This window comes from Ensifer sp. LC163, assembly GCF_001695855.1.
GTDB lineage: Bacteria > Pseudomonadota > Alphaproteobacteria > Rhizobiales > Rhizobiaceae > Ensifer.
In genome coordinates this window covers 330,750-353,619 of sequence record NZ_MBSS01000023.1, presented here as the reverse complement: position 1 = coordinate 353,619, position 22,870 = coordinate 330,750, and the positions used below count along the sequence as shown (strand labels likewise).

Below are 22,870 nucleotides of genomic sequence, written 5' to 3'. Positions count from 1 at the left end.
CCGGGAGACGCCGATGACCGCACAGCCTAATTCCACCGAAGCGCGGGACATGGCCTACCATCTCCATTCCTATACCAACCCGCGGCGGCTGGAGCGAGAGGGGCCGCTGATCATCGACCGGGGTGAGGGCATCCACGTCTTCGACAGCAGCGGCAAGCGCTATATCGAGGGCATGGCCGGGCTTTGGAGCGTGGCGGTCGGCTTCGGCGAGAAACGGCTGGTCGAGGCGGCGCGCAGCCAGATGGAGAGGCTGCCCTACTATCATACCTTCTCGCAGAAATCGCACGGGCCGGTCGCCGATCTGGCGGAGAAGCTGATCACCATGGCGCCGGTGCCGATGTCCAAGGCCTATTTCGCCAACTCCGGATCCGAAGCGAACGATACCGCGATCAAGCTGGTCTGGTATCGTTCCAACGCGCTTGGCAAGCCGGAGAAGAAAAAGATCATTTCGCGCATCAAGGGCTATCATGGTGTCACAGCGTTGAGCGCCAGCCTGACGGGCCTGCCCAACAACCATCGCTCCTTCGATCTGCCGTTTCCCAACATCCTGCACACGACCTGCCCGCACTACCGCACCGGTGCAGAACCCGGGCAGGACGAGCTTGCCTTTTCGCGCTGCTGCGCCGAAGAGCTGGAGGCCCTCATCCTCGAGGAGGGACCGGAGACGATCGCTGCCTTCATCGGCGAGCCGGTGATGGGCGCCGGCGGCGTCATCGTTCCGCCGGAGGGCTATTGGGCGGCCATCCAGGACGTGCTGCGGAAATACGACATCCTGCTGATTGCCGACGAAGTGATCTGCGGTTTCGGGCGCACCGGCAACATGTTCGGATCTGAGACCTTCGGCATGCGGCCGGATATCATGACGCTTTCCAAGCAGCTGTCCTCGTCCTATCAGCCGATCGCTGCCCTTGTCATCAACGACACCGTCTATGAGCCGCTCGCCAATGAGGCGAACCGGATCGGAGCGCTCGGGCATGGATTTACGGCCAGCGGACATCCGGTCGCCGCTGCCGTGTCGCTCGAAAACCTTGAAATCATCGAGGAAAAGGACCTGGTCGGCAACGTCCGCCGTCTTGCGCCCCAATTCCTTGGCCGGCTCAACGCGCTCGAACGGCATCCGCTTGCGGTCGAAGCGCGGGGCGTCGGCCTCATCGGCGCGCTCGAACTCGAGCCGGCGGATGGTGCTGCCGCCGGGGCGACGGGCGCGCGGGCTGCTGCGATCCTGCAGAAGAATGGCCTGATCTGCCGCAATATCGGCGACTCGATCGCCTTTTGCCCACCGATGATCATCACGGCGGCGGAGATCGACGAGATGTTTGATATCGTCGAGGCGAGCCTTGGCGAGCTCGGCCGGCAGGCGGCGGCATAAGTATCCCGGTGCCGGGCTCGCATCATAGTGCGGGCTTCCGGTACACCGGGCCGTCGGCGCCTTCACGGCGGCGATAAACGGCGACCTCCGCGACAATCCAGTTGGGAACGGAGCAAAGAAAGGAGATGGCGCCGTATCCGTCTTCAATGGGGACAGGCAGGAAATCGGGCAGGATGAGGTCGAGGCGCACCGTGACCGCGACGAAGGTCAACGCGAAGGAGCGGATCATCCACGCCCTGTGAGCGACAAATCGGCGTTGAAAGACGGAGATTGACACGCCTTCGATCCTTGACATTAATAAGTCAAGTTGCTTGACTTATTAATGAAATTGAAACCTGGAGGGGAGGTCGTGATGTCGGCAGTTGAGCAGCGTTTCGGTTAGGTTGTCGGCGGGATCATGGCCACCTAGTTCCAACGTCACAGGTTTCCCAATGGATTATCTCGTCAATCTATCGCTGCTTCGACCAAAGCCCGACCTCGACCAGCGGATGGATGCCGCCGGGGTGACGATCAGGCGCGCTCTGGCGCCCGAGTTCGAACGGGTGACCGGCTGGGTGCGGCAGAAATTCGGGTCCGGTTGGGCCGGTGAGACCGCCGTCGCATTCGCCCGCCAGCCGCCAACCTGCTTTCTCGCCACGCGCGACGGAAACCTCATCGGCTTTGCCTGCCACGAGTCGATCGCGCGAGGCTTCTTCGGTCCGACCGGCGTCGATGAAGCGGCCCGCGGCGAAGGTATCGGGCATGCTTTGCTGCTTGCTTCTTTGTTCGACTTGAAGACGATGGGCTACGCCTATGCCATCATCGGCGACGTCGGACCGTCGGAGTTCTACGAGCGGACCGTCGGCGCCATGCCAATCCCCAATTCCGCGCCCGGCATCTATGCCGGCATGCTCAAGATCGACGACTAAACCTCCTGGAGATGATGATGACGATCGCCACCAAACCGGAATTTCGGCTGGAAACGCTCTGGACGCCGGCAAAGACGGATACCCAAGCGGTTTATTCGCTGACACTGACGAACGCCTCCGATCGCCCGCTGAAGGGTTTTCGCCTTTGCGTCTCCGGGCCAGCACGCATCGACCCCGCAGCGGTCGTCGAAGGCGGGACATTATTGAGCCGGCTTTCCAACCATTCCGAGTTCGCGCCGCCGGCTGAGCTGGTGCTTCAGCCGGGCAGCGCGTGGACAGTGAAAGCGCATGGAATGAGTTTCGAGCCGCAGCACTGGACCGATGGCGCCAACTCCGCCTATCTCGTTCTTGCCGACGGCAGCACCGCGCCAATCTCGGTCTTGCCGTCGCGCGCCCACGGCGACAATGCCGAACTGAAACGCGGTGCTGTCATCTATCCCGTACCGAAGGTCGCACCCGTCGCCGTTTCGGTCGTGCCCTGGCCGCAGGACGTGTCCGTCTCCGGCCGTATGACACCGCCGCTCGGGCTCGATCTTGCGCCGGAAGGGGCGGAAGCCGGGGCCGCAGCACTTGCCTTTGCCGAGCTGACGGGCAGCCTGTTTCCGGTCGAAGGCATTGTCCGGCCGGTGGCGGAAGGTGGCCTTCCGGCAACCCTCTCACTCTCCGGCGATCTTGCGGAGGAAGCCTATGTCATCCGCTTCTCGCCAGCGGGAGTGGCGGTGACCGGCGGCACGCGCACCGGCCTCCTCTACGGCCTGATCACGCTCGGGCAGATCCTGCGCGGCGCGAGGCTTCACCCCGGCACATTCCTGTTTCCGGCCGGCGGCGAGATCCGGGACGAGCCCGCGCTCGGCTGGCGCGGCACCCATCTCGACGTTGCCCGGCAGTTCTACAGCACTGCCGAGGTCTCCCGGTTCCTGCGGCTGATGGCCTGGAACAAACTCAACCGCTTCCACTGGCATCTGTCGGATGACGAAGCCTGGCGGATCGAGATCGACGCCTATCCGGCGCTGACCGATATCGGCGCCTGGCGCGGTCATGGCCGCAAGATCCCGCCGCTGCTCGGCTCCGGCCCGCAGGTCACTGGCGGCTACTACACCAAGGCTGCCGTTCGCGAGATCGTCGCCTTGGCGCAGACCCTCGGCATCGAGGTGATGCCGGAGATCGATGTCCCCGGACATTCCTTTGCCATGCTGCAGGCCATTCCCGAGCTGCGCGATCCCAACGAAGCCGGCAGCTATTATTCCGTGCAGGGTTTCCCGGACAATTGCCTCAACCCGGCGCGCGAAGAAACCTATCGGGTGCTCGAGGTCGTCTTCGACGAACTGATCGAACTCTTCCCGTCGAAGATCATCCATGTCGGTGCCGACGAGGTGCCGCTCGGCGCCTGGTCGGGTTCGCCGCAGGCGCTCGAGCGGTTGCGCGCCATGGCCGGCGATGAGATGGCGGCGACCCACGCTCGACGGCTGAATGTCGTCACCAACACCCATGGGGCCGACGAGATCGACGGATCGGGGGCGGCGGTGCTGCAGGCGGAGTTCCTCGCCCGTGTCCAGGGGTTCCTCGCAAGCCGCGGCTGCGTTACCGGCGGCTGGCAGGAGGCCGCCCATGGCAACGTCATCGACAAGGAAAAATCGCTGCTCTTCGGTTGGCGAACGGTCGAGGCCAATGCGGAGCTTGCCGGCGAAGGCTACGATATCGTCGTTTGCCCGGGCCAGGTCTACTATCTCGACATGGCCAACAGCCCGGCCTGGTCCGAGCCCGGCGCCAGCTGGGCGGGGTGGTCGGATCCGGAAAAACTGTACCTGTTCGATCCGATCGAAGGCTGGACCGACAGCCAGAAGAAGCATCTGCGCGGGCTGCAGTGCTGCATCTGGTCCGAGCCGATGACCGATCGAGGGGTGTTCGATCGCCTGGTGTTCCCGCGGCTGTCGGCTCTGGCCGAAACCGGCTGGACCCGCCCGGAGCGCAAGAATTTCAAACGCTTCGAGGCATTGGTCGGGCTGATGCCGGTTCTCTACGGCTTCTATTCCGAGCAGTAATCCTGTGGCTGAACGGGGCGTCAAAGCGACTTGATGCCTCGTTCCCCGTGCATTTTTGGGTGGGCAGACGCCGCGAATCAGCGTTTGCCGCCGAGCCGCTACCCGTGACATAAGGGCGCCGCAACGTTTCGGGCCCCTAAAATATGATTCGTATCGAGAATATCAGCAAGCAGCTCAGCCACCGGATTCTCTTCATCGAGGCATCCGCAGCCCTCAACAAGGGCGAGAAGGTCGGCCTTGTCGGCCCCAATGGTGCGGGCAAGACGTCGCTCTTCCGGATGATCACCGGGGAAGAGATGCCGGACGAGGGCCAGGTCGCCGTCGATAAGGGCGTGACGATCGGTTACTTCAACCAGGATGTCGGCGAGATGTCGGGCGGCAGCGCTGTGGCTGAGGTGATGAACGGTGCCGGTCCGGTGAGCACCGTTGCCGCCGAACTGCACGAGCTTGAAGCCGCCATGGTCGATCCCGATCGTCTCGATGAGATGGACGCGATCATCGAGCGCTACGGCGAGGTGCAGGCACGCTACGAGGAACTCGACGGCTACGCGCTGGAGGGTCGCGCGCGGGAAGTGCTGGCTGGCTTGAGCTTCTCCCAGGAGATGATGGACGGCGACGTCGGCGCGCTTTCGGGCGGCTGGAAGATGCGCGTCGCGCTCGCCCGCATCCTGCTGATGCGCCCCGATGTGATGCTGCTCGACGAACCGAGCAACCACCTGGATCTCGAAAGCCTGATCTGGCTTGAAGCCTTCCTCAAGGGTTATGAAGGCGCGCTGCTGATGACCTCGCACGATCGCGAGTTCATGAACCGGATCATCACCAAGGTGGTCGAGATCGACGGCGGCTCGCTCAACAGCTATTCCGGCGACTACGGGTTCTATGAGCAGCAGCGGGCGCAGAACGAAAAGCACCAGCTGGCCCAGTTCGAACGCCAGCAGGCGATGCTCGCCAAGGAGATCAAGTTCATCGAGCGCTTCAAGGCGCGCGCTTCGCACGCAGCCCAGGTGCAAAGCCGGGTCAAGAAACTCGAAAAGATCGACCGGGTCGAGCCGCCGAAGCGCCGGCAGACCGTGTCGTTCGAGTTCCGGCCGGCGCCGCGGTCGGGCGAAGACGTCGTCAACCTCAAGAACGTGCACAAGAAATACGGCGAGCGCAGCATCTATGAGGGCCTGGACTTTATGGTACGCCGCCGCGAGCGCTGGTGCATCATGGGCATCAACGGCGCCGGCAAGTCCACGCTTTTGAAGCTGGTGACGGGCTCGACCGATCCGGACGAGGGCAGCGTTGCGCTCGGAGCCAGCGTGAAGATGGGCTACTTCGCCCAGCACGCCATGGATCTGCTCGATGGCGAGCGCACGGTGTTCCAGTCGCTGGAAGATACGTTCCCGCAGGCAGGCCAGGGGCCGCTCCGGGCGCTTGCCGGCTGCTTCGGCTTTTCCGGCGACGACGTCGAGAAGCGCTGCCGTGTGCTTTCGGGCGGCGAGAAGGCGCGGCTGGTGATGGCGATGATGCTGTTCGATCCGCCGAACCTGCTGGTGCTCGACGAGCCCACCAACCACCTCGATCTCGACACCAAGGAAATGCTGATCAAGGCGTTGGCGCAGTACGAAGGCACGATGTTGTTCGTCTCGCACGACCGCCATTTCCTGGCGGCGCTGTCCAATCGCGTCCTGGAATTGACGCCCGACGGCGTGCATCAATATGGCGGTGGCTATACCGAATATGTCGCGCGCACCGGCCAGGAGGCGCCGGGCCTGCGCAGCTAATTTCGATCGGTCGCGGTTCTGCCGCGACCGATGCCTGTAACGACAAGAGCCGAAGCACGTCACGTGCTTCGGCTCTTGTCGTTTTTCGATGCTCTATCCCGAAATGGCAGCGCCGGTTCGGGCGAACGGCGTCAGGCGCGCTCTTCCCAGACCTTCGCCAGCTCGACCAGCGTCTTGACGGCCCGCTCCATGTCCTGGCGGCTCACCCATTCCAGCGGCGAATGAAAGGCATGGCCGCCGGCGAAGATGTTGGGGCAGGGCAGACCCATGAACGACAGGCGCGAGCCGTCGGTGCCGCCGCGGATGCTGCCGCGCACCGGCGTCATGCCGGCGCGGCGCACCGCCTCGAGCGCATTGTCGGCAATCTCGGGATTGCGGGCAAGGATCGCCTTCATGTTGCGATACTGCTGCTTGACCTCGAAGGTGTAGGAAGAGCCGGGATAGGCGGCGATCACTTGCCTGACGATGCCCTCGATCATGGCCTCTTTGGTCGCCAGGCTCTCGTCCTCGAAATCGCGGACGATCAGGCTGAGGCTGGCTTTTTCCATCGTGCCGGTCACGCCGGTCGGGTGAATGAATCCTTCGCGGCCTTCAGTACTTTCAGGGGCGATGTCCCTCGGCAGGCGGTCGATGATGGCGCCGGCGATCTTGATGGCGTTCTCCATCTTGCCCTTGGCAAAGCCCGGATGGATGGCGACGCCTGATATGGTGATCTCGACACCGTCGGCGGAGAAGGTCTCGTCTTCGATATGGCCGGCAGTTTCGCCGTCGATGGTGTAGCCGAACTGGGCGCCGAGCTTCTTGAGGTCGACCGTGTCGGCGCCGCGACCGACTTCTTCGTCGGGGGTGAACAGGATACGGATGGTGCCGTGCCTGACATCAGGATTGTCCATCAGGAACTGTGCCGCCGACATGATCTCGGCAACGCCGGCCTTATCGTCCGCACCCAAAAGCGTGGTGCCGTCGGTTGTGATGATGTCATTGCCGATCTGGTCGAGCAGAACCGGGTGCTCGCTGACGCGAATGACCTGCTGCGGATCGCCGGTGAGCCGGATGTCGCCGCCCTGGTAGTTCCTGACGATCTGCGGCTTGACATTGGTGCCGGTAAAATCGGGTGCCGTGTCCATGTGCGAGCAGAAGCAGATGACCGGGACCGGCTTGTCGACGTTTGACGGAATGGTTGCATAGACATAGCCGTATTCGTCGAGATGCGCGTCCGATACGCCCATCGCCAGCAGCTCTTCGACCAGAAGCCGGCCGAGGGTCTTCTGTTTCTCGGTTGTGGGCTGGGTCTTCGATTTGGCATCCGATTGGGTGTCGATAACGACGTAGCGAAGAAAGCGGTCGATAACAGTGTCGGTCATGGGCAAAGCGTCCAATATATCTGCGTCAACGATAGTCCCGCTATAGCCTTCGCCGGTGCCGCCGTGAATGGACTTTTCGCCGCGCCGACGGGTTTTGTCGACGCGGCAGAGGTCGATCGGGTCGCTGGAACCGCTATTCGGGCCTATCGACCTGACTTGTTCGGCGCGATGCGCCTATCAGCCGCCGGTCGCTGGTTGGCGGCGTCGGTCACAACGATTTTGCGGTCGAACACTCGAGTGCGGTTTCCGCCTTGGCGCGCAGGCCGAAGACGAGCAGGCTTGCTGCGGCCGAGAGCCAGACGCCGATCGCGCCGTAGAGCATGACCCAGCCAAAACCGTCCCGCAGCGCCGTCTGGATGACGGTTTCCGACAGGCCGTCGTCGGACGACAGCATGCCGCCGGCCGAGATTTTCTCGGCGAGCGTGCGCAGCCCGGTGTCGGCTGTCTGCCCGAAAAGCGAGCTTTGCAGCGAAGACAGGACGCCTTCGACCAGGATCAGGCCCATGAGCGCAATGTTGATCGCCAGCGAAATCATCCGTGCGCTGGTGTCGATGCCCGAGGCCATGCCGGCGCGCTCAGCGGCGACCGCGCCGGTCGCGGCGTTGGTGACTGTCGTGTTGGTGAAGCCGAGGCCGATACCCGCCACCACGCATCCCGGCAGCATCGTCAGCCAGCTGGCGTTGGCGACGCTGCTGCCGATCTTCATCATGAGGAAGCCGAGACCGATGGTGAACAGCCCGGCCGGGATGACGATCCCGGGACGAAGGCGAAGCATCAGGCGCTCGGCAAAGGGCGGGACCACGAGCGGGGGAAGCGTGTAGGCCAGCAGTGCGATGCTCGCGGTCACGCCGTCATAGCCGAGTCCTGCCTGAAACCAGATCGGCAGATAGATCATGAACGGCCAGAAGCTGATGTTCATGCCCATCGAACCGAACAGCGCGCCGGAGAAGCTGCGGATGCGGAACGCCGAAAAATCGAACATCGGCCGGGCGCTGACTTTTTCGGCAATGACGAAGCCGATCAGGCTGACGATGGCAATGCCGAGGATCGACAGTGCGGTCGGGCTGGTAAAGCCGAGTTCAGGGCCTTGTGTGATAAAATAAGCGAGGCAGAAGACCGCGGCCGACAACGTCACGATGCCGGCGATGTCGAGGCTCTCGGCTTCAGGGTCACGCGACTCCTGTACGCCCGCGAGCGCAAGCGCCATCGTGATGCCTGAAAGCACGACGTGGACCAGAAACACCCATTCCCAGCTTAACAGCGCGACGGTCGCGCCACCGACGATCGGACCAAAGCCGAGCCCGATGCCGAAGATGATGCCCCACCAGCTGAACGCGATCCCGCGCTGGCGGCCGGATTGGAACTGGTGCGACAGGACGGCGATCTGGCAGATGAGCATCACGCCGCCGGCCATGCCCTGGATGAAGCGAGCGACGATCAATACCGAGGTGTTGTCGGTCAATCCGCAGATCAGCGAGGCGATGCCGAAGGCGATGATACCAACGACGAAGACGCGCTTGCGGCCGTAGCGATCGGCCAGTGTTCCGGCCGCCATCAGAACCGCCGTGACGGCGATGGTATAGGCGTTCATGATCCATTGCAGCTGCTTGAAATCTGCGCCCAGCACCTGCTCCAGCGTCGGCAGGATTGCCGGAATGCTCGAAATCTCCAGGCCGAACATCAGCGAGGACAGGCAGACGGCTGCTAGTGCCAGCGCACTGCGGCGGGTTATGGGTTCGTTCATGCTCATGGTCTTTCGATGCTGCGGCGGGTCGCGTGGAAATCCGGGTAAGGCCTTTCGACACGCTCCGCCCGAATTGATATCGCTTGGGGACCGGGGCACCATAGTCGGGCCTTGATCACAACTGAATTGTATGCGTAGCTATTTCAGAGATAACAAAATCGGATGATTGGAATGACGACGCTGGATGTGGACGCGGTTCAGGCATTTGTCGCGATTGCCGATTTCCAGAGTTTTACCCGCGCGGCGGAGTTCCTCGGCAGCACGCAAGGGGCGATCAGCGTCAAGTTGAAACGGCTCGAAGATCGGCTCGGGGTCAGGCTGCTCGAGCGGACGCCGAGACAGGTCCGGCTTTCGGCACAGGGCGCCGTCTTCATCGAGGGCGCGCGCGAATTCCTTGCCGCCCATGAGCGAGCCCTGGCCGGGCTGTCGTCCACGCGTCGCCGCTTCGGCCTTGGCATCGCCGCCCATGTCGCCGGGCCCGAAGTGCCGACCTTGCTGGCGCGTCTTTATGCCCATGACCCGGGATTGTGCATCGAGGTCAGGCTCGAGACATCGCGAAACCTGCTTGGCGCCTTTGATCGTGGCGAGCTCGATGCCGTCATCATCCGCCGCGACGAGGACCGGCGCGACGGCGAGACGCTTGGACCGGAACACTTCGGCTGGTTCGCTTCACCGGGCTTCGCACGCGCGCCGGGTGAACCGCTTCGCTTGGCGGCGCTTGCGCCGCTCTGCGGCGTGCGCGATATCGCCACCCGCGCGCTCGATGCGGCTGGCGTTCCCTGGGTCGAGGTGTTCGTCGGCGTGTCGACTGCCGTCAACGCGGCAGTTTCGGCGGGGCTCGCCGTTGCCCCCTTCTCATGCCGCCTTGCACCCTCCGATACGGTCGAAGTCAGCAAGCGGTTCGGCCTGCCGCCGCTTCCGTCCTCGGAGATCGTTCTGCATTCGACCTTGACCGATGCGCGATCCCGCAAGGCCCTGCAAACCCTTGCCGCCGCCTTTAGGGAGCGGCATTCGGCTTCGAGCGAAACCGAGACGTCGGCGCAAAAGACGTGGCCGAAGATCGAGCTGTCAGCGTCCTGAATGCCGCGGGCGCGGCACATGGATGTCCTGCCCGCTGCCGTTGCTTAGTCTGAGGCGCAGTTCCCTAAAACAAAAGCGATTCCGGGGACGCCGTGCGGGGATGTTTAGCGCGCGGCGCCTACGCGCCGTTGTTCCAAACCGATCCTGCGCGCCGGCGCCGCGGGCGCCTTGACCCAGCCTTGGCCGGTCGGCGGCTTTCTATCGGGTCTGCTGGCGCTCGGTCCCTTCAGCCAGCGAATGATGGCCTCGAAGCCGTGCTTGGCGAGGCGTTTCGTGATCCGCAGACTGTCGTCGTCGAGATCGCAGGCGACGCCGATTTCCTTCCAGTCGAGCTTGTTGCCGGTCTGGGGTGGCATCGTACGCCGGGTCACGAAGTCCAGCATGTAGTGACGGAGGTTTTCGTAGTCGTGCTTGGGAAGGGCGCGGGCGAGCCGGAGCTCGCAAAACGATTCAATCTTTTGATGAAAACTGTGAACCGGGGCAGTCAATGGGGGCATGTCACTTGCAACTCATACGTGGTTAACCGGCGAGACGCCGGGGTACGGGCAGCTAAGTGAATCGCGTTAATGAAGCGTTTCGCTAGCTGGGTGCTCATCGACGGCCGCGCCGAGGAGCCTGTAAAAAAATGGCGGAAGCCCAATCACTTCGTGATGATTGGGCCTCGCTTCTGCCTCTGTAGACCGTTCGATATGACGGCTTACTGAGATAGTCGGCTCTGTTCGCTTAGGAGAAGGTCAACGCGCGGTCGCCGTCCGCATCCCTGATGCGGGTGGGAAGCCCGATCCGGTTGAGGATGTCGAGGAACGGGCGCGGCGGCAGCTCCTCGACGTTGACCATCCGCTTCACATCCCATTCGCCCGAAGCGATCAGCATGGCGGCGGCGACCGGCGGCACGCCGGCGGTGTAGGAAATGCCCTGCGAACCCACTTCTTCGAAGGCTTCCCGGTGGTCGGCGACGTTGTAGATGAAGACTTCGCGTTCCTCGCCGTCCTTCACGCCCTTGACGAAATCGCCGATGCAGGTCTTGCCCTGATAGTTCGGCGCCAGCGAAGACGGATCCGGCAGGACCGCCTTGACCACCTTCAACGGGACGACCTCGAGACCTTCGGCCGTTTTCACCGGCTGTTCCGACAGCAGGCCGAGGTTTTTCAAGACGGTGAAGACGTTGATGTAGTGATCGCCAAAACCCATCCAGAAGCGGACGTCGGCGCCGTCCATGTGCTTGGCCAGCGAATGAACTTCGTCGTGGCCGGTCATATAGGCCTTGCATTTGCCGACGACCGGCAGGTCGTATTCCTTGCCGATCTCGAACATCGAATTGGTCTGCCACTGGCCGTTCTGCCAGGAATAGACGACGCCGGTAAATTCGCGGAAGTTGATCTCCGGGTCGAAGTTGGTGGCGAAATATTTGCCGTGGCTGCCGGCATTGATGTCGACGATGTCGACGGCGGTGACCTTGTCGAAATACTGATCCTTGGCGAGGCGCGCATAGGCGTTGACCACGCCGGGGTCGAAGCCGATGCCGAGAATGGCGGTGATGCCCTTCTCCTTGCATTCCTGCGCACGCTTCCATTCGTAGTTGCCGTACCAAGGCGGCGTCTCGCAGATCTTTTTCGGATCCTCGTGGATCGCGGTGTCCATGTAGGCAGCACCCGTATCCATGCAGGCGCGCAGCACCGACATGTTGACGAAGGCGGAGCCGACATTGATGACGATGCCGGCCTTGGTCTTTTCGATCAGCGCCTTTGTCGCCTCGACATCCATGGCGTCGAGCGCCTGGGCTTCGAGCGTCACATCGGTCTTGAGGCTCTTCTTTTCGCGGATCGAGTCGACGATCGCGCGGCACTTTTCGACCGTTCTGGATGCGATATGGATGTCTCCCAGTACATCGCAGTTCTGTGCGCACTTGTGCGCCACGACCTGAGCCACGCCACCGGCGCCGATGATGAGAACGTTCTTTTTCATTTCGGGGGATTTCTCCTTTTCCCTTGGGGACGTGACGGGCCTGGAGCGCCGTGCGTTCAGAAGAACGCACTAAGGACGCTCCAGCCCTTTGATTCCAAAGCATCTTGTCCGCCTTCAGTGGCATCACTTGAAGGCGGGATGCTCTAGGAGAGGCTCTGTTCGTAGTCGGCGAAGGTGAATTCGCGGACAAGCCTGACGCTGCCGTCAAGGTCCCGGATGGCGATCGAAGGCATGCCGACGCCGTTGAACCAGTTCTTCTTGACCATGGTGTAGCCGGCCGCGTCCTGGAACGAGACGCGGTCGCCGACCTCAAGCGGCTCGGGAAAGCGGAACTCGCCGAAGATATCGCCAGCCAGGCAGGACTTGCCGCAGATCATGACGCTGTGCGGCCCTGCATTCGGCTCGACCTTTGCGCTTTCGCGGTAGATCAGCAGGTCGAGCATGTGCGCCTCGATCGAGCTGTCGACGATGGCGAGATCCTTGCCGTTGTTGAGCGTGTCGAGAACGGTGGTCTCGAGCGTCGTGCTCCTGGTGATCGCGGCTTCGCCCGGCTCGAGGTAGACCTGAACGCCATGGCGGCCCGAAAAGGCTTTCAGGCGCTCGCAGAAGGCATCGACCGGATAATCGTCGCCGGTGAAGTGAATGCCGCCGCCGAGGCTGATCCACTCGGCGCAGGCAAGCAACGCGCCGAACTTTTCCTCGATCTCCGACAGCATCCGGTCGAACAGGCCAAAATCCTTGTTCTCGCAATTGTTGTGGATCATGAAGCCGTTGATGCGGTCCATGACCGCCTCGACCCTGGCCGCATCCCATTCGCCAAGCCGGCTGAAGGGGCGGGCGGGATCGGCGAGGTCGAAACTGGACGAGCTCATGCCCGGGTTGAGGCGCAGGCCGCGTGCAATGCCCGATGCCTTGTCAGTGAAGCGATCGAGCTGGCCGATCGAGTTGAAGATGATCTTGTCGGCATGGCCGATCACCTCGTCGATTTCGCCGTCGCCATAGGCGACGCTGTAGGCGTGGGTTTCGCCGCCGAATTTCTCGCGCCCGAGCCGCACCTCGTAGAGCGAGGAAGAGGTCGTGCCATCCATGTATTCGCGCATCAGATCGAACACCGACCAGGTGGCGAAACATTTGAGCGCGAGCAGCGCCTTGGCGCCTGATCGTTCGCGCACATAGGCAATCTTCTCCATGTTGCGAAGCAGCTTTGCCTTGTCGATCAGATAATAGGGGGTCTGGATCATGATGTGCCTTGTGTCTTCAAAAGCTTGCGCTGTCGGTGGAAAGGAGGAGGGTTATCTGACGGTCAGCCCGAGCGCCCGCCGTTTCATGACGCGGGCGGCAAGCGAGATATTGACCGAGCGTTTAGAGCGGTAGTTCGTGGCCAATGTCGCCGCGCTGCCTGCTTCGGCCATCAGGGTTTCCGTGGGCAAGCGCTCGGGAGCGTGAGGGCCGCTTGACGCCGACGTCGGGCGGAACAGCTCGTCCCTCGTCGAGCCCAACCAGATCAACTCGTGCTCGGCCGGCCGCCTGAGAAAGCCGGCAGCCTCCAGAAAATGCGCTTGAGCGGCTGCGTCCTGCGGGTCGAGAAGAAGGCGCTCTTGGCTGGCGTGGATCGCGGCCGCGATCCCGTGCGAACCATGCTTCGGTTTCCGCCACAGCAGAAATCGCGCGTCGATCAGGTCGATATATTCGTCGACCGCGGCGACGGGCAGACTTTCTTCGGCAAACGGCCCGAAGAACTGGAAGGGATCCGCATGGGCCGGTTCCCAGCTTGCGCTATTGTCCTGAGAAGCTTCGGGCTCGAAGTCGACAACGCGGGCGACCGACACGACGACTTGCGGCCAGTTGGAAAGCGCCTGCTCGGCCACGCGAAGCGTCAGGCCGGCGTGGCGCCAGAGGGCGTGGATGATGGCGAGGCTGACACGCGCCGTCGAGCACAGTTCGAAGCGCTCAGGTTTGCCCGCGCTGGCCGAGCGTCGTGCGCTCATCAGCATGTCGCAATCGAACAGTTCGCCGAGCGCTGCCCGGCTTTCTCCGAATGCGGTTACGATGTCGAACTCGGTGAACAGGCCCGAGCGCCAGCTGTCAGTTTGCGGGATATTTTTCATTTACGCTGTCGAGAACTAAGGGCCTGCTCGCTATCAGGAAGTCCGCTGGAGGCGGTACGAGCCGGCAATCGATTTCATCGTCTCAGCTAGAAGGGAGATAGCTGGGATGGAGTGACATGCCCCGGACGCGTACGACAAAAGCCGCGGCCGGGTTACGATCCCGCTTTGAGGCGCACGGGTTCTCGAAGGGCATATGAAGTCACGATCAGCATGCCACTATCGTAAATGCGACGGAGCATATGTCAAGGCGATGGGCCCGATGCGCTGAGCCGTCGCAGTCTCCAGGTGCTTCCGTCGTCGGTGCCAGCGGCTTCTGTTCGGCTCAGCCAAGCAAGATCGCCGACCGCGGCGCAGTCGCCGAATTGAACGGAACCACGGCGAACCCCGCGCTGTCCGTCACCCGGGTCCAAAGGCGGTTTCAAGCCGGGGCGCCTTCCACAGAGCCAACACAGGCGATGCCTTCCCGAGTAGGAAAAAATCCCGGCGGCTACCCGAATATTGGAAGAGCGATCCCACTCCGGCTTTGGTTCTGGTTTTGCATTGATTGAGAACCGGGCGCGGAGCTGTCACATTATCAGGGTCGCTTGATGTGCAGCCATCCTCCCGGCTGCGATAGCGATGTTCCCTCTGGAGGCTATACCTCTCACCTTGAGGCCGCCGTCTGAATGGTGGCCTTTTTCTTTTCAACGTCTCGACTGCTGGCAAAACCACACCCGAAAAGGGGCGGACTTGCGGACTCGAAATCGCCGTGGTAACGTTCCCACGAGTTCATGCCATGGGAGAGCGTGTCTGATGCAGCGGAGGCGACCGACGATCATTGACGTCGCGCGCAAGGCAGGGGTGTCCAAGAGCACCGCCGGCCGGGCACTCTCCGGCGCGTCCAATGTTACGGATGAGGCGCGAGAGCGGGTTCTCGATGCTGCCCGTGCCGTCGGCTATGAGCGCAACGATCTCGCCGTCGGCATGCGATCCGGCCGTACCGGTCTGCTCGGCCTTGTCATTCCAGACATCACCAACCCGTTCTGGGCCGAGGTGGCGCGCGGCGCGCAGGACCGCGCCGCCGAAAACGGGACCTCGCTCCTGGTGTTTTCTTCCGATTGGGATCACAGCCGCGAAGCCAGCCATCTCCGGGCCCTGCGGCAGGCGCGGGTCGATGGCGCCATCATCAATCCGGTCGCCGACAATTTCGACGATCTCGACCGGTTCGGGCTGCCCTTCGTGCTGATCGGCTCGAGTGCCGAGCGTTTTCCGGCGACCTCCAGCGTCGGTTCCGATATCGCCCAGGCCGTACGGCTCGGCATGGACCACTTGGTTTCCAAGGGGCATCATGCACCGGCACTGATCCTGGGGCCGAAGTCGCGCATCGCGCGCGCCCGGTTTCTGCGGACCTTCCATGAGCATTGCGTCGATCGCGACATCGACCCGGCGGCATTGCCGATGGAGGATGGCGAATACACCGTTGAAGGTGGGCGCACGGCGATGATGCGGCTCCTGCAACGCGACCGGGTCGGCCATCTCGCTGTATTCGCCGCCAACGATCTCATGGCGCTCGGCGCCATGGTCGCCGTGCGCGAAGCCGGGTTGCGCTGCCCTGAGGATGTCTCGATCCTGGGGTTCGACGGCATTCCCGCCGGGGCGTTTTCCTGGCCGGGACTGACGACGGTCGCCAAGCCCGGGCGGGAGATCGGCGTGCGCGCCGTCGACTGCCTGTTCGACGAAATCGCCGGCCGCCCCGAGCATGGCCGGGTGTTCATGCCATGCCGGCTTATCGAGCGCGGCTCGTTGGCCGATCTGTCGCTCAACCAGCCCAGACGCGCAGCCAGCTCCGGGAGGGGGTAAGGGAATGACCAATCGCGAGGAGGCGATGATTTCGCCTAAGTTTGGGAACGTTCCCAAATCGAGCGCACGCCGCAGGCTGGGACGCCTCGCGCTCGCCGCCGATGGCTGGCGTCGCTGGTGGCCCTATTACGTCATGATGGCGCCGGGCATCCTGTTCTTCCTCGTCTTCCATTACCTGCCGATCTGGGAAGCGCGCATCGCCTTCGAACAGGTCAGGATCGTCCCGCCCAACATCTGGGTGGGCATCAAGCATTTCCAGGTGCTGTTCTCCTCGCCGGTGTTCTGGCAGGTGCTGGCCAATACGCTGATCATCTCGGCGATGAAGATGGTGTTCTTCCTGCCGGTGCCGATCATCGTCGCGCTGTTGCTGAACGAGGTCCGCGGCGGTTCGCTGCGCAAGTTCATCCAGTCGGCGATTTACCTGCCGCATTTCCTGTCCTGGGTGGTGATCGCCGGCATCTTCATCGCCGCGCTGTCGCCGACCGACGGTGCCGTCAACAATCTCATGGGCATGGCCGGCATGGCGCCGCGGTCGTTCATGACCGATACCGGCGCCATCCGCTGGGTGCTCGTTTTTACCGAAATCTGGCGTTCGGCCGGTTGGGACAGCCTGCTCTATCTCGCCGCCATCATCGCCATCGACCAGCAGCTTTATGATGCCGCCGAGATCGACGGCGCCAACCGCTGGCAGAAGATCCGCCACGTCACCCTGCCGGGCATCGTGCCGACGATTGCGACGCTGTTCATCCTCAATGCCGGCATGTTCCTCAACGCCGACCTCAACCAGGTGATCAACCTCTCCAACGACGTGGTGCGCAGCAAGATCGATATCGTCGACACCTATGTCTACCGCATCGGGTTGCAGACCGGCGAGTATTCGCTGGCAACGGCGGCCGGCCTGTTCAAGGCCGTGCTCGGCACGATGATGATCGTGATCGCCCACTTCGTCTCCAAGCGCCTGACCGGAAAGGGAGTCTGGTAATGGCCCTGTCGCGCAAGACTCCGCTCGAACGCATCGAATATGCGATCATCGTTTCGACGCTGCTGCTGCTCGTCGTCGTCACGGTCCAGCCGATCCTGAACCTTCTGGCCATCTCGCTTTCGGAACCCGGCAAGGTGCCGGGCATGAGCGGCTTGACGATCGTGCCGGACGGGCTTTCGTTTGAGGTCTGGAGCGTTCTGCTGCAGCACCCCAATGTGCAGCGTGGCATCTTCAACTCGATCTTCATCACCGCCGTCAGCACCGTGATCGGCGTCGTCGGCACCGCGTTGATGGCCTGGGGCCTTTCGCGACCGGGTCTGCCCGGCCGCAAGGCGTTGTTCATCCTCGTACTCGTCACCATCGTCTTCGAGCCGGGCATCATTCCCGATTACTTCGTCAACAAGCGCTTGGGCCTGCTCGACAGCTACTGGTCGGTGATCCTCTTCAAGGCGGTCAATGCCTGGTACCTGATCATCCTCATCCGCTTCTTCGAGGAGATCCCGAAGGAGCTGCTGGAAGCCGCCGAACTCGATGGTGCCAACCCTTTCCAGGTCTTCTGGCATCTGGTCCTGCCGCTGGCCAAGCCGGCGCTCGCGACCATCTCGCTGTTCTACCTCGTTTTTCACTGGAACGAGTTCTTCCGCGCGATGATCTACCTGAACGACCAGGAGAAATGGCCGCTGCAGGTGGTGCTGCGCCAGTTCGTCATCGACGGCGACAAGGTCGCGATCGTCGGTGCCAACAACGCCAGCAACAACACCGGCGCCAGCCAGATCAACCTGCGCGCGCTCAAGGCCGGCATGATCCTTCTGACCATCGTGCCGATCCTCGCGATCTACCCGCTGATCCTGAAATTCTTCACCAAGGGAACCATGAGCGGCGCGCTCAAGGGCTGAACACGACAGGAATTCAAACAAAGAAGCCTATCTAAACGGAGGAGACGAAATGCTTAGAAAAATGGTCCTGCTGGCATCGACAGCCCTGGCGCTCAGCCTCGGCGCGGCCGCCCCGACAATGGCCGAACCGATCAAGATCCGGGTGGTGTCCAAGGACTTCACCCCATCCAATCCTGACGACGTCAAGCACCTGCAGCGCATTGAGGACGCGCTCAGGGCGCAGGGCACCGATCTCGACATCGAACTCGTCGACCTGCCGTCTTCCGGCTACGCCGACAAATTGTCGGTCATGCTGCTGTCGGGCGACATTCCGGACCTGATCTATTTCCAGGGCGGCGACGCCAAGATGGTCGAGCAGGGCGTGCTTGAAGACCTCGGCCCGATGCTTGCCGACACGAAATATCTCAAAGACGCGCTGTGGCCGCACAATGTCGAGCGGCTGAAGAACTATCCCTACCTGCTCTATGTCTATCCCGTGCGTGGTCCCCAGCCGGTGATCCGCAAGGACTGGCTGGAAAAGACCGGCCTCAAGGCGCCTGAAACCGTCGAAGACTACGTCACCCTGTTCAAGGCCATCAAGGACGGCGATCTCGACGGCAACGGCGTCGCCGACAGCTACGGCGTGACCACCGCCGACAACACAAACGAGCTCGATTCTATCTTCAACCAGGCATTCGGCATCACCGGCACCTGGATGAAGAACGCAGGCGGCGAGTGGGTGCATGCGCGCGTCACCGCTGAGGAGAAGGACAAGATCGCCTTCTACGCCTCGCTGCGCGAACAGGGCCTCTACGATCCAGAGTACATCACCACCAAGTTCGACGTGAAGGAAGACAAGTTCTACACCGGCAAGGCAGGGGTGATCTTCGGCTCCTCCGGCGAGGTCATCGACATCTATGGCGGCAAGATGCGCCAGGTCCATCCGGGCGCCGAGCTCGTGCTTCTGGCGCCGCCGAAGGGACCGGGAGGCCAGGGCCTCGCCGCCGTCGACGTCTCCAAGGAATCGCGCGGCCTGGCGATCTCGACCATCTCCGAGCACAAGGCCGAAGTGATGAAGCTGCTGGACTTCATGGCAAGTCCCGAAGGCCAGATGTTCGACCGCCTCGGCTTCGAGGGCCAGGAATACACCAAGGACGGCGATGCCTATAAGGTCACCGACAAGATCGCCACCTGGTACGCCCGCTTCATGGTTGCGGCCAACTGGACCCCGCCCGTCGTCTGGCAGTCGCAAGCAGCCCAGCAGTCGCTGGCGACGATCCAGGAAGACTTCAAGCCGGACAACACCTTCGTATGGCCGGCCGACTACGCCGCCGATCTCGATGCGACCGAAAACGTCTATCGGTCCTGGGTCTACAAGTTCATTTCCGGCGCCGCCAAGATGGATCAGTGGGACCAGTATGTCGCGGAGTGGGAAGCGGCCGGCGGCAAACGTCTCAATGACTATGCAAGGACGGTTCTAGATGCAGAAAAGTAGCGTTCAAGGGCTCTCCCTGAAGGGGAGGGTCCGCGCGCTCATCCATGGCGTCGCTCTCGGCGACGCCATGGGGGCGCCGGTCGAAAAACTGTCGGCCGCCGAGATCGCGGCGCGATATGGGCGGGTGACGTCGCTTAACACCGAGTGGCACAAGATGTCGCTCGACGCCACGGCCCGCAACGGCCGGGTGCGCGGCAACGGCATTGTCACCGACGACACGCTGATGACGCTCTGCCTGATGGATATCTATGGCGAGGTCGGCAGGCATCTCGATGCCTGGGACATGGCCGACGGCATGGTCAAACAGATCGCCTGGGTGTCGCGCTACGTGCCGGAACTGCAGCGCGAAGCGATGCTGATCGAGCGGCTGTTCTATCCGGAAAAATGGATCTTCCAGCGCCATCAGCTGGCATCTTGCGATCCGCGCCAGGGCGGCATCGGCAACATGGTCAATTGCGGCGCGGCGATGTATGTGGCGCCGATCGGTGTCGTCAACGCCTGCGATCCGAAGGCTGCCTATGACGAGGCGATCGCGTTCGCCTCCGGCCACCAGGAAAGTTTTGGCCTCGAAGCAGCAGGCGTTTTCGCCGCCGCGGTTGCCGCCGCCTTCATTCCGGCCACCGATATCGAAGGCGTGATCGGTACCGTTCTGGCGCTGGCCAAGGACGGCACGCGCAACGCCATTGCCGACATCGCCGAAGTGGCCCGCAAGCTCAAGGCACAGGGCGCCGACTATGCGACGGTTGTCGCCGCTTTCCATGCGGCCATCGCGCCCTATTCTCCCATGGGCGACGACGTCAACCACACCGCTGCCAAGGCCGGACGGCTGACTGGCGCCTATCAGCCCAACCGCCTCGGCTCGATCGAAGAACTGCCCTTGGCGCTCGGATTTTGCCTGTTCAACGACGGCGATTTCCGCCGCTCGATCGAGGACGGCATCAATTCCGGCCGCGATACGGATTCCATCGGCGTCATGGCCGGTGCGATCCTCGGCGCGATGCACGGCGAAGGCGTCATCGACGCTGCCGACTGCGCCTTGCTCGACCAGGTCAACAGGCTCGACCTCACCGTCTCCGCCGATCGGTTCACCGAAACGGCAACAGCCATCCTGGCCGCCGACCAGGCGACCGCCGACAGGCGGGCCAGCTTCCGCGCCGCCCTCACATTTTGATTGATAACGAAAGACGCATGATGCCCAAGCTCAGCAAAGAGATGATTTACGAGAAGATCTATGCCGGTTTCATCGGCAAGGCCATTGGCGTTCGCCTTGGCGCGCCGGTCGAGCCGACGATCTGGAGCTATGAGCGCATCCAGAAGACCTACGGGGAAGTCACTCAGTACCTGCGCGATTTCAAGAATTTCGCCGCAGACGACGACACCAATGGCCCGGTCTATTTCATCCGCGCGCTGCGCGACTACGGGCTCAAGGCCAGCGCCGCCGACGTCGGCAAGACCTGGGTGAACTATGCCGCCGAAGAGCACGGCATGTACTGGTGGGGCGGCTTCGGCGTCTCGACCGAACACACCGCCTATCGCAACCTGCGCGCCGGCATTCCGGCACCGCAATCCGGCTCGATCGCTCAGAACGGCGCGACGGTCGCCGAGCAGATCGGCGGCCAGATCTTCATCGACAGCTGGGGCTGGGTGCATCCGGGCGAGCCGCAAAAGGCGGCCGACGCCTCCGCCCGCGCGGCAAGTGTTGCTCACGACGGCGACGGGCTGAACGGCGCCCGCTTCTGCGCCGCCGCCATCGCCAAGGCATTCGAGGCGACGTCGATCGCCGAGGTGATCGCCGCTGCCATGGCGACCATCGACGCGAAATCGACCTATGCCCGCGTGGCGCAGGCCGTCATCGACTTCCACAAGGCCAACCCCGGCAACTGGCGGGCCTGCCGCGACATGCTGACCGCTGAATGGGGCTATGACCGCTATCCCGGCGTCTGCCACATCATCCCGAATGCCGGCGTCACGGTTATGGCGATCCTCTATGGCGAAGGCGATCTGCCGCGCACGGCCGAGATCGCGACCATGGCCGGCTGGGACACCGACTGCAATGCCGGCAATGCGGGCGCCATTGTCGGCACGTTCCAGGGGCTCCAGCCGAACTGGGACAAATACCGCAAACCCATCAACGACTTCATCGTTGCCTCCGGCATCGTCGGCTCGATCAACATCGTCGACATCCCGTCCTTTGCCCGGGAACTGACGGTGCTTGCGCTGCAACTGCGCGGCGACGACGTGCCGGCCCTTTGGCTGGAAGACTTCACCCGCCGCGGCGTCCGTTTCGATTTCGACCTGCCCGGTTCGACCCATGGTTTCCGCACCGAGGGCTTCAACCAGATCAGCCTCAAGGGCTCGAGCGAAAGGCAGACCGAAGGATCGCGCGGTTCGCTCGAAATCCAGCTCGATCGGCTCGAGCGCGGCCAGGGCGGACGGATCTTTTGGAAGCCGTTCTATCGCCGCTCCGATTTCGACGACGAGCGTTATCGCCCGATGTTCTCGCCGCTCGTCGATGCTGGCCAGAAGGTGTCGTTCAAGCTGTGGCTCGACCCGTGGAACGGTGACGGAAACCTGCGCGTCGCGCCCTATATCCGCCGGGCGATGTCTGGCGCGATCGAGGAGACCGGCGCGTGGCACCTGCCCAATCATGAAGGCTGGCAGGACTATGGATTTACCGTACCTGAGGGCGTGGAGGCGATCGACGAGATCGGCATTCAGGTCGAATATTTCGGCCGACTGAAATTCCTCGGCCGCCTGTTCCTCGCCGATTTCAAGGTGGAAGGCCCGGGCAAGGCCGTCATCGATCCCAAGGCGGAAGTGCAGGAGTGGGGCGCGATCTCGCGCTTTACCTGGAACCGTGGCCACTGGACCCTGCAGGATGGCCATATTCACGCCCATACGGCCAATGATGCCGATATGTGGACGGGCCATTACTACGCCCGCGACGTCAAGGTCCTGGCGGATGTCCGGCCGCTCGCCGGCCCGTCGCAACTTGTTACGGCCCGCGTGCAGGGCACGAGCCGGTTCTATGCCGCAGGCTTCGACGGCGACGACGTGGTTATCCTCAAGGAGGATTTCGGCACCACCGTTCTCGCGCGTGCCCCGTTCAAGCGCGAGAACGGAAAGGACTACGGTTTCGCGTTTTCCGTTGAGGGCAATGCCTTGTCCTTCGCGATCGACGGCAAGCCGCTGATCGAGGCAAGCGACGACCAGTTTGCCTATGGCATGGCCGGCCTTCGCCTCGGTGCGCTCGGTCGCATGAGCGTCGGAACGATCGAGATTGTCGAGACCGCCTGAGCGGCTTTGATCCCGCCTGCCGGTCCGTGAAACGGG

General features: G+C 62.8%; 18 protein-coding genes. 11 read left to right on the top strand and 7 right to left on the bottom strand.

All coding sequences use genetic code 11. From position 1 onward, the window contains the following. Nucleotides 1-13 precede the first annotated feature (13 nt). Entirely contained in the window at nt 14-1,369 is a 1,356-nt protein-coding gene (locus tag BC360_RS19800; RefSeq protein WP_065796611.1) for an aspartate aminotransferase family protein, read from the top strand. A 22-nt stretch (nt 1,370-1,391) separates the two neighbouring features. Here BC360_RS19800 and BC360_RS19795 read toward each other — a convergent pair whose 3' ends face one another. After that, nucleotides 1,392-1,664 (bottom strand): DUF2306 domain-containing protein, encoded by a 273-nt coding sequence (locus BC360_RS19795; RefSeq protein WP_083222638.1) that lies wholly within the window; start codon nt 1,662-1,664, stop codon nt 1,392-1,394. A gap of 136 nt (nt 1,665-1,800) precedes the next feature. Between BC360_RS19795 and BC360_RS19790 the strand changes: the two genes are divergently transcribed. From BC360_RS19790 to abc-f, 3 genes are all read left to right on the top strand, one after another. Beyond that, the gene (locus BC360_RS19790) at nt 1,801-2,277 is read left to right on the top strand and encodes a GNAT family N-acetyltransferase (RefSeq protein ID WP_065796610.1); all 477 of its coding nucleotides are present in this window, start codon (nt 1,801-1,803) and stop codon (nt 2,275-2,277) included. Nucleotides 2,278-2,288: 11 nt separating this feature from the next. Continuing rightward, nucleotides 2,289-4,319: a beta-N-acetylhexosaminidase gene (locus tag BC360_RS19785; RefSeq protein ID WP_413813752.1), complete on the top strand. Its 2,031-nt coding sequence runs from the start codon at nt 2,289-2,291 to the stop codon at nt 4,317-4,319. 143 nt (nt 4,320-4,462) lie between these two features. Next, nucleotides 4,463-6,085 carry a ribosomal protection-like ABC-F family protein gene (abc-f, locus tag BC360_RS19780; RefSeq protein ID WP_065796608.1) on the top strand — a complete coding sequence of 541 codons (1,623 nt, stop codon included), beginning with the start codon at nt 4,463-4,465 and terminating at the stop codon, nt 6,083-6,085. 131 nt (nt 6,086-6,216) lie between these two features. Here the strand turns inward: abc-f and pepT are convergent, their stop codons facing one another. Together pepT and BC360_RS19770 are read right to left on the bottom strand one after the other, a co-directional pair. Continuing rightward, on the bottom strand, nt 6,217-7,449 hold the full coding sequence (pepT, locus tag BC360_RS19775; protein WP_065796607.1) for a peptidase T: 1,233 nt from the start codon (nt 7,447-7,449) through the stop codon (nt 6,217-6,219). 208 nt (nt 7,450-7,657) lie between these two features. Continuing rightward, entirely contained in the window at nt 7,658-9,193 is a 1,536-nt protein-coding gene (locus BC360_RS19770) for an MFS transporter (protein WP_065785283.1), read from the bottom strand. Between the two features lie 171 nt (nt 9,194-9,364). Here BC360_RS19770 and BC360_RS19765 point away from each other — a divergent pair, with 171 nt between their 5' ends. Further along, nucleotides 9,365-10,273: a LysR family transcriptional regulator gene (locus BC360_RS19765; protein WP_065785110.1), complete on the top strand. Its 909-nt coding sequence runs from the start codon at nt 9,365-9,367 to the stop codon at nt 10,271-10,273. A gap of 104 nt (nt 10,274-10,377) precedes the next feature. On the opposite strand, the gene BC360_RS19760 is transcribed toward BC360_RS19765, so the two are convergent. From BC360_RS19760 to BC360_RS19745, 4 genes are all read right to left on the bottom strand, one after another. Beyond that, complete coding sequence (locus tag BC360_RS19760) at nt 10,378-10,770, bottom strand: hypothetical protein (protein WP_139110113.1); 393 nt, start codon at nt 10,768-10,770, stop codon at nt 10,378-10,380. A gap of 226 nt (nt 10,771-10,996) precedes the next feature. After that, on the bottom strand, nt 10,997-12,238 hold the full coding sequence (locus tag BC360_RS19755; RefSeq protein WP_065796606.1) for a saccharopine dehydrogenase family protein: 1,242 nt from the start codon (nt 12,236-12,238) through the stop codon (nt 10,997-10,999). Between the two features lie 143 nt (nt 12,239-12,381). Further along, on the bottom strand, nt 12,382-13,479 hold the full coding sequence (locus BC360_RS19750) for a carboxynorspermidine decarboxylase (RefSeq protein WP_065796605.1): 1,098 nt from the start codon (nt 13,477-13,479) through the stop codon (nt 12,382-12,384). A 51-nt stretch (nt 13,480-13,530) separates the two neighbouring features. After that, nucleotides 13,531-14,346: a hypothetical protein gene (locus BC360_RS19745; protein ID WP_065796604.1), complete on the bottom strand. Its 816-nt coding sequence runs from the start codon at nt 14,344-14,346 to the stop codon at nt 13,531-13,533. Nucleotides 14,347-15,138: 792 nt separating this feature from the next. Between BC360_RS19745 and BC360_RS19740 the strand changes: the two genes are divergently transcribed. Genes BC360_RS19740 through BC360_RS19715 form a run of 6 tightly spaced genes read left to right on the top strand, consistent with a single transcriptional unit; the run spans nt 15,139 to nt 22,834 of the window. After that, nucleotides 15,139-16,185 carry a LacI family DNA-binding transcriptional regulator gene (locus tag BC360_RS19740; RefSeq protein WP_065796603.1) on the top strand — a complete coding sequence of 349 codons (1,047 nt, stop codon included), beginning with the start codon at nt 15,139-15,141 and terminating at the stop codon, nt 16,183-16,185. Between the two features lie 4 nt (nt 16,186-16,189). Next, the gene (locus tag BC360_RS19735; RefSeq protein ID WP_065796602.1) at nt 16,190-17,167 is read left to right on the top strand and encodes an ABC transporter permease; all 978 of its coding nucleotides are present in this window, start codon (nt 16,190-16,192) and stop codon (nt 17,165-17,167) included. Continuing rightward, entirely contained in the window at nt 17,167-18,063 is an 897-nt protein-coding gene (locus BC360_RS19730) for a carbohydrate ABC transporter permease (RefSeq protein ID WP_065796601.1), read from the top strand. Before BC360_RS19735 ends, BC360_RS19730 begins: the two co-directional genes overlap by 1 nt. Before the next feature lie 49 nt (nt 18,064-18,112). Beyond that, a complete protein-coding gene (locus BC360_RS19725) occupies nt 18,113-19,537 on the top strand; it encodes an extracellular solute-binding protein (protein WP_244512789.1) in 1,425 nt (474 codons plus the stop codon). Further along, nucleotides 19,524-20,708, top strand: a complete 1,185-nt coding sequence (locus BC360_RS19720) for an ADP-ribosylglycohydrolase family protein (RefSeq protein ID WP_065796599.1) — start codon at nt 19,524-19,526, stop codon at nt 20,706-20,708. Before BC360_RS19725 ends, BC360_RS19720 begins: the two co-directional genes overlap by 14 nt. 17 nt (nt 20,709-20,725) lie before the next feature. Further along, nucleotides 20,726-22,834, top strand: coding sequence for an ADP-ribosylglycohydrolase family protein (locus tag BC360_RS19715; RefSeq protein WP_244512787.1), 2,109 nt, complete (start codon nt 20,726-20,728; stop codon nt 22,832-22,834). Nucleotides 22,835-22,870 lie beyond the last annotated feature (36 nt).

Excerpts from the sequence above, each read along its gene's own strand:
- BC360_RS19790 (WP_065796610.1), top strand. The coding sequence starts at position 1,801 with ATGGATTATCTCGTCAATCTATCGCTGCTTCGACCAAAGCCCGACCTC.
- BC360_RS19735 (WP_065796602.1), top strand. The coding sequence starts at position 16,190 with ATGACCAATCGCGAGGAGGCGATGATTTCGCCTAAGTTTGGGAACGTT.
- BC360_RS19785 (WP_413813752.1), top strand. The coding sequence starts at position 2,289 with ATGATGATGACGATCGCCACCAAACCGGAATTTCGGCTGGAAACGCTC.
- BC360_RS19725 (WP_244512789.1), top strand. The coding sequence starts at position 18,113 with ATGCTTAGAAAAATGGTCCTGCTGGCATCGACAGCCCTGGCGCTCAGC.
- BC360_RS19750 (WP_065796605.1), bottom strand. The coding sequence starts at position 13,479 with ATGATCCAGACCCCCTATTATCTGATCGACAAGGCAAAGCTGCTTCGC.
- BC360_RS19730 (WP_065796601.1), top strand. The coding sequence starts at position 17,167 with ATGGCCCTGTCGCGCAAGACTCCGCTCGAACGCATCGAATATGCGATC.
- BC360_RS19770 (WP_065785283.1), bottom strand. The coding sequence starts at position 9,193 with ATGAACGAACCCATAACCCGCCGCAGTGCGCTGGCACTAGCAGCCGTC.
- BC360_RS19740 (WP_065796603.1), top strand. The coding sequence starts at position 15,139 with ATGCAGCGGAGGCGACCGACGATCATTGACGTCGCGCGCAAGGCAGGG.
- abc-f (WP_065796608.1), top strand. The coding sequence starts at position 4,463 with ATGATTCGTATCGAGAATATCAGCAAGCAGCTCAGCCACCGGATTCTC.
- BC360_RS19800 (WP_065796611.1), top strand. The coding sequence starts at position 14 with ATGACCGCACAGCCTAATTCCACCGAAGCGCGGGACATGGCCTACCAT.
- BC360_RS19795 (WP_083222638.1), bottom strand. The coding sequence starts at position 1,664 with ATGTCAAGGATCGAAGGCGTGTCAATCTCCGTCTTTCAACGCCGATTT.
- BC360_RS19760 (WP_139110113.1), bottom strand. The coding sequence starts at position 10,770 with ATGCCCCCATTGACTGCCCCGGTTCACAGTTTTCATCAAAAGATTGAA.
- BC360_RS19755 (WP_065796606.1), bottom strand. The coding sequence starts at position 12,238 with ATGAAAAAGAACGTTCTCATCATCGGCGCCGGTGGCGTGGCTCAGGTC.
- BC360_RS19720 (WP_065796599.1), top strand. The coding sequence starts at position 19,524 with ATGCAGAAAAGTAGCGTTCAAGGGCTCTCCCTGAAGGGGAGGGTCCGC.
- pepT (WP_065796607.1), bottom strand. The coding sequence starts at position 7,449 with ATGACCGACACTGTTATCGACCGCTTTCTTCGCTACGTCGTTATCGAC.
- BC360_RS19715 (WP_244512787.1), top strand. The coding sequence starts at position 20,726 with ATGATGCCCAAGCTCAGCAAAGAGATGATTTACGAGAAGATCTATGCC.
- BC360_RS19765 (WP_065785110.1), top strand. The coding sequence starts at position 9,365 with ATGACGACGCTGGATGTGGACGCGGTTCAGGCATTTGTCGCGATTGCC.
- BC360_RS19745 (WP_065796604.1), bottom strand. The coding sequence starts at position 14,346 with ATGAAAAATATCCCGCAAACTGACAGCTGGCGCTCGGGCCTGTTCACC.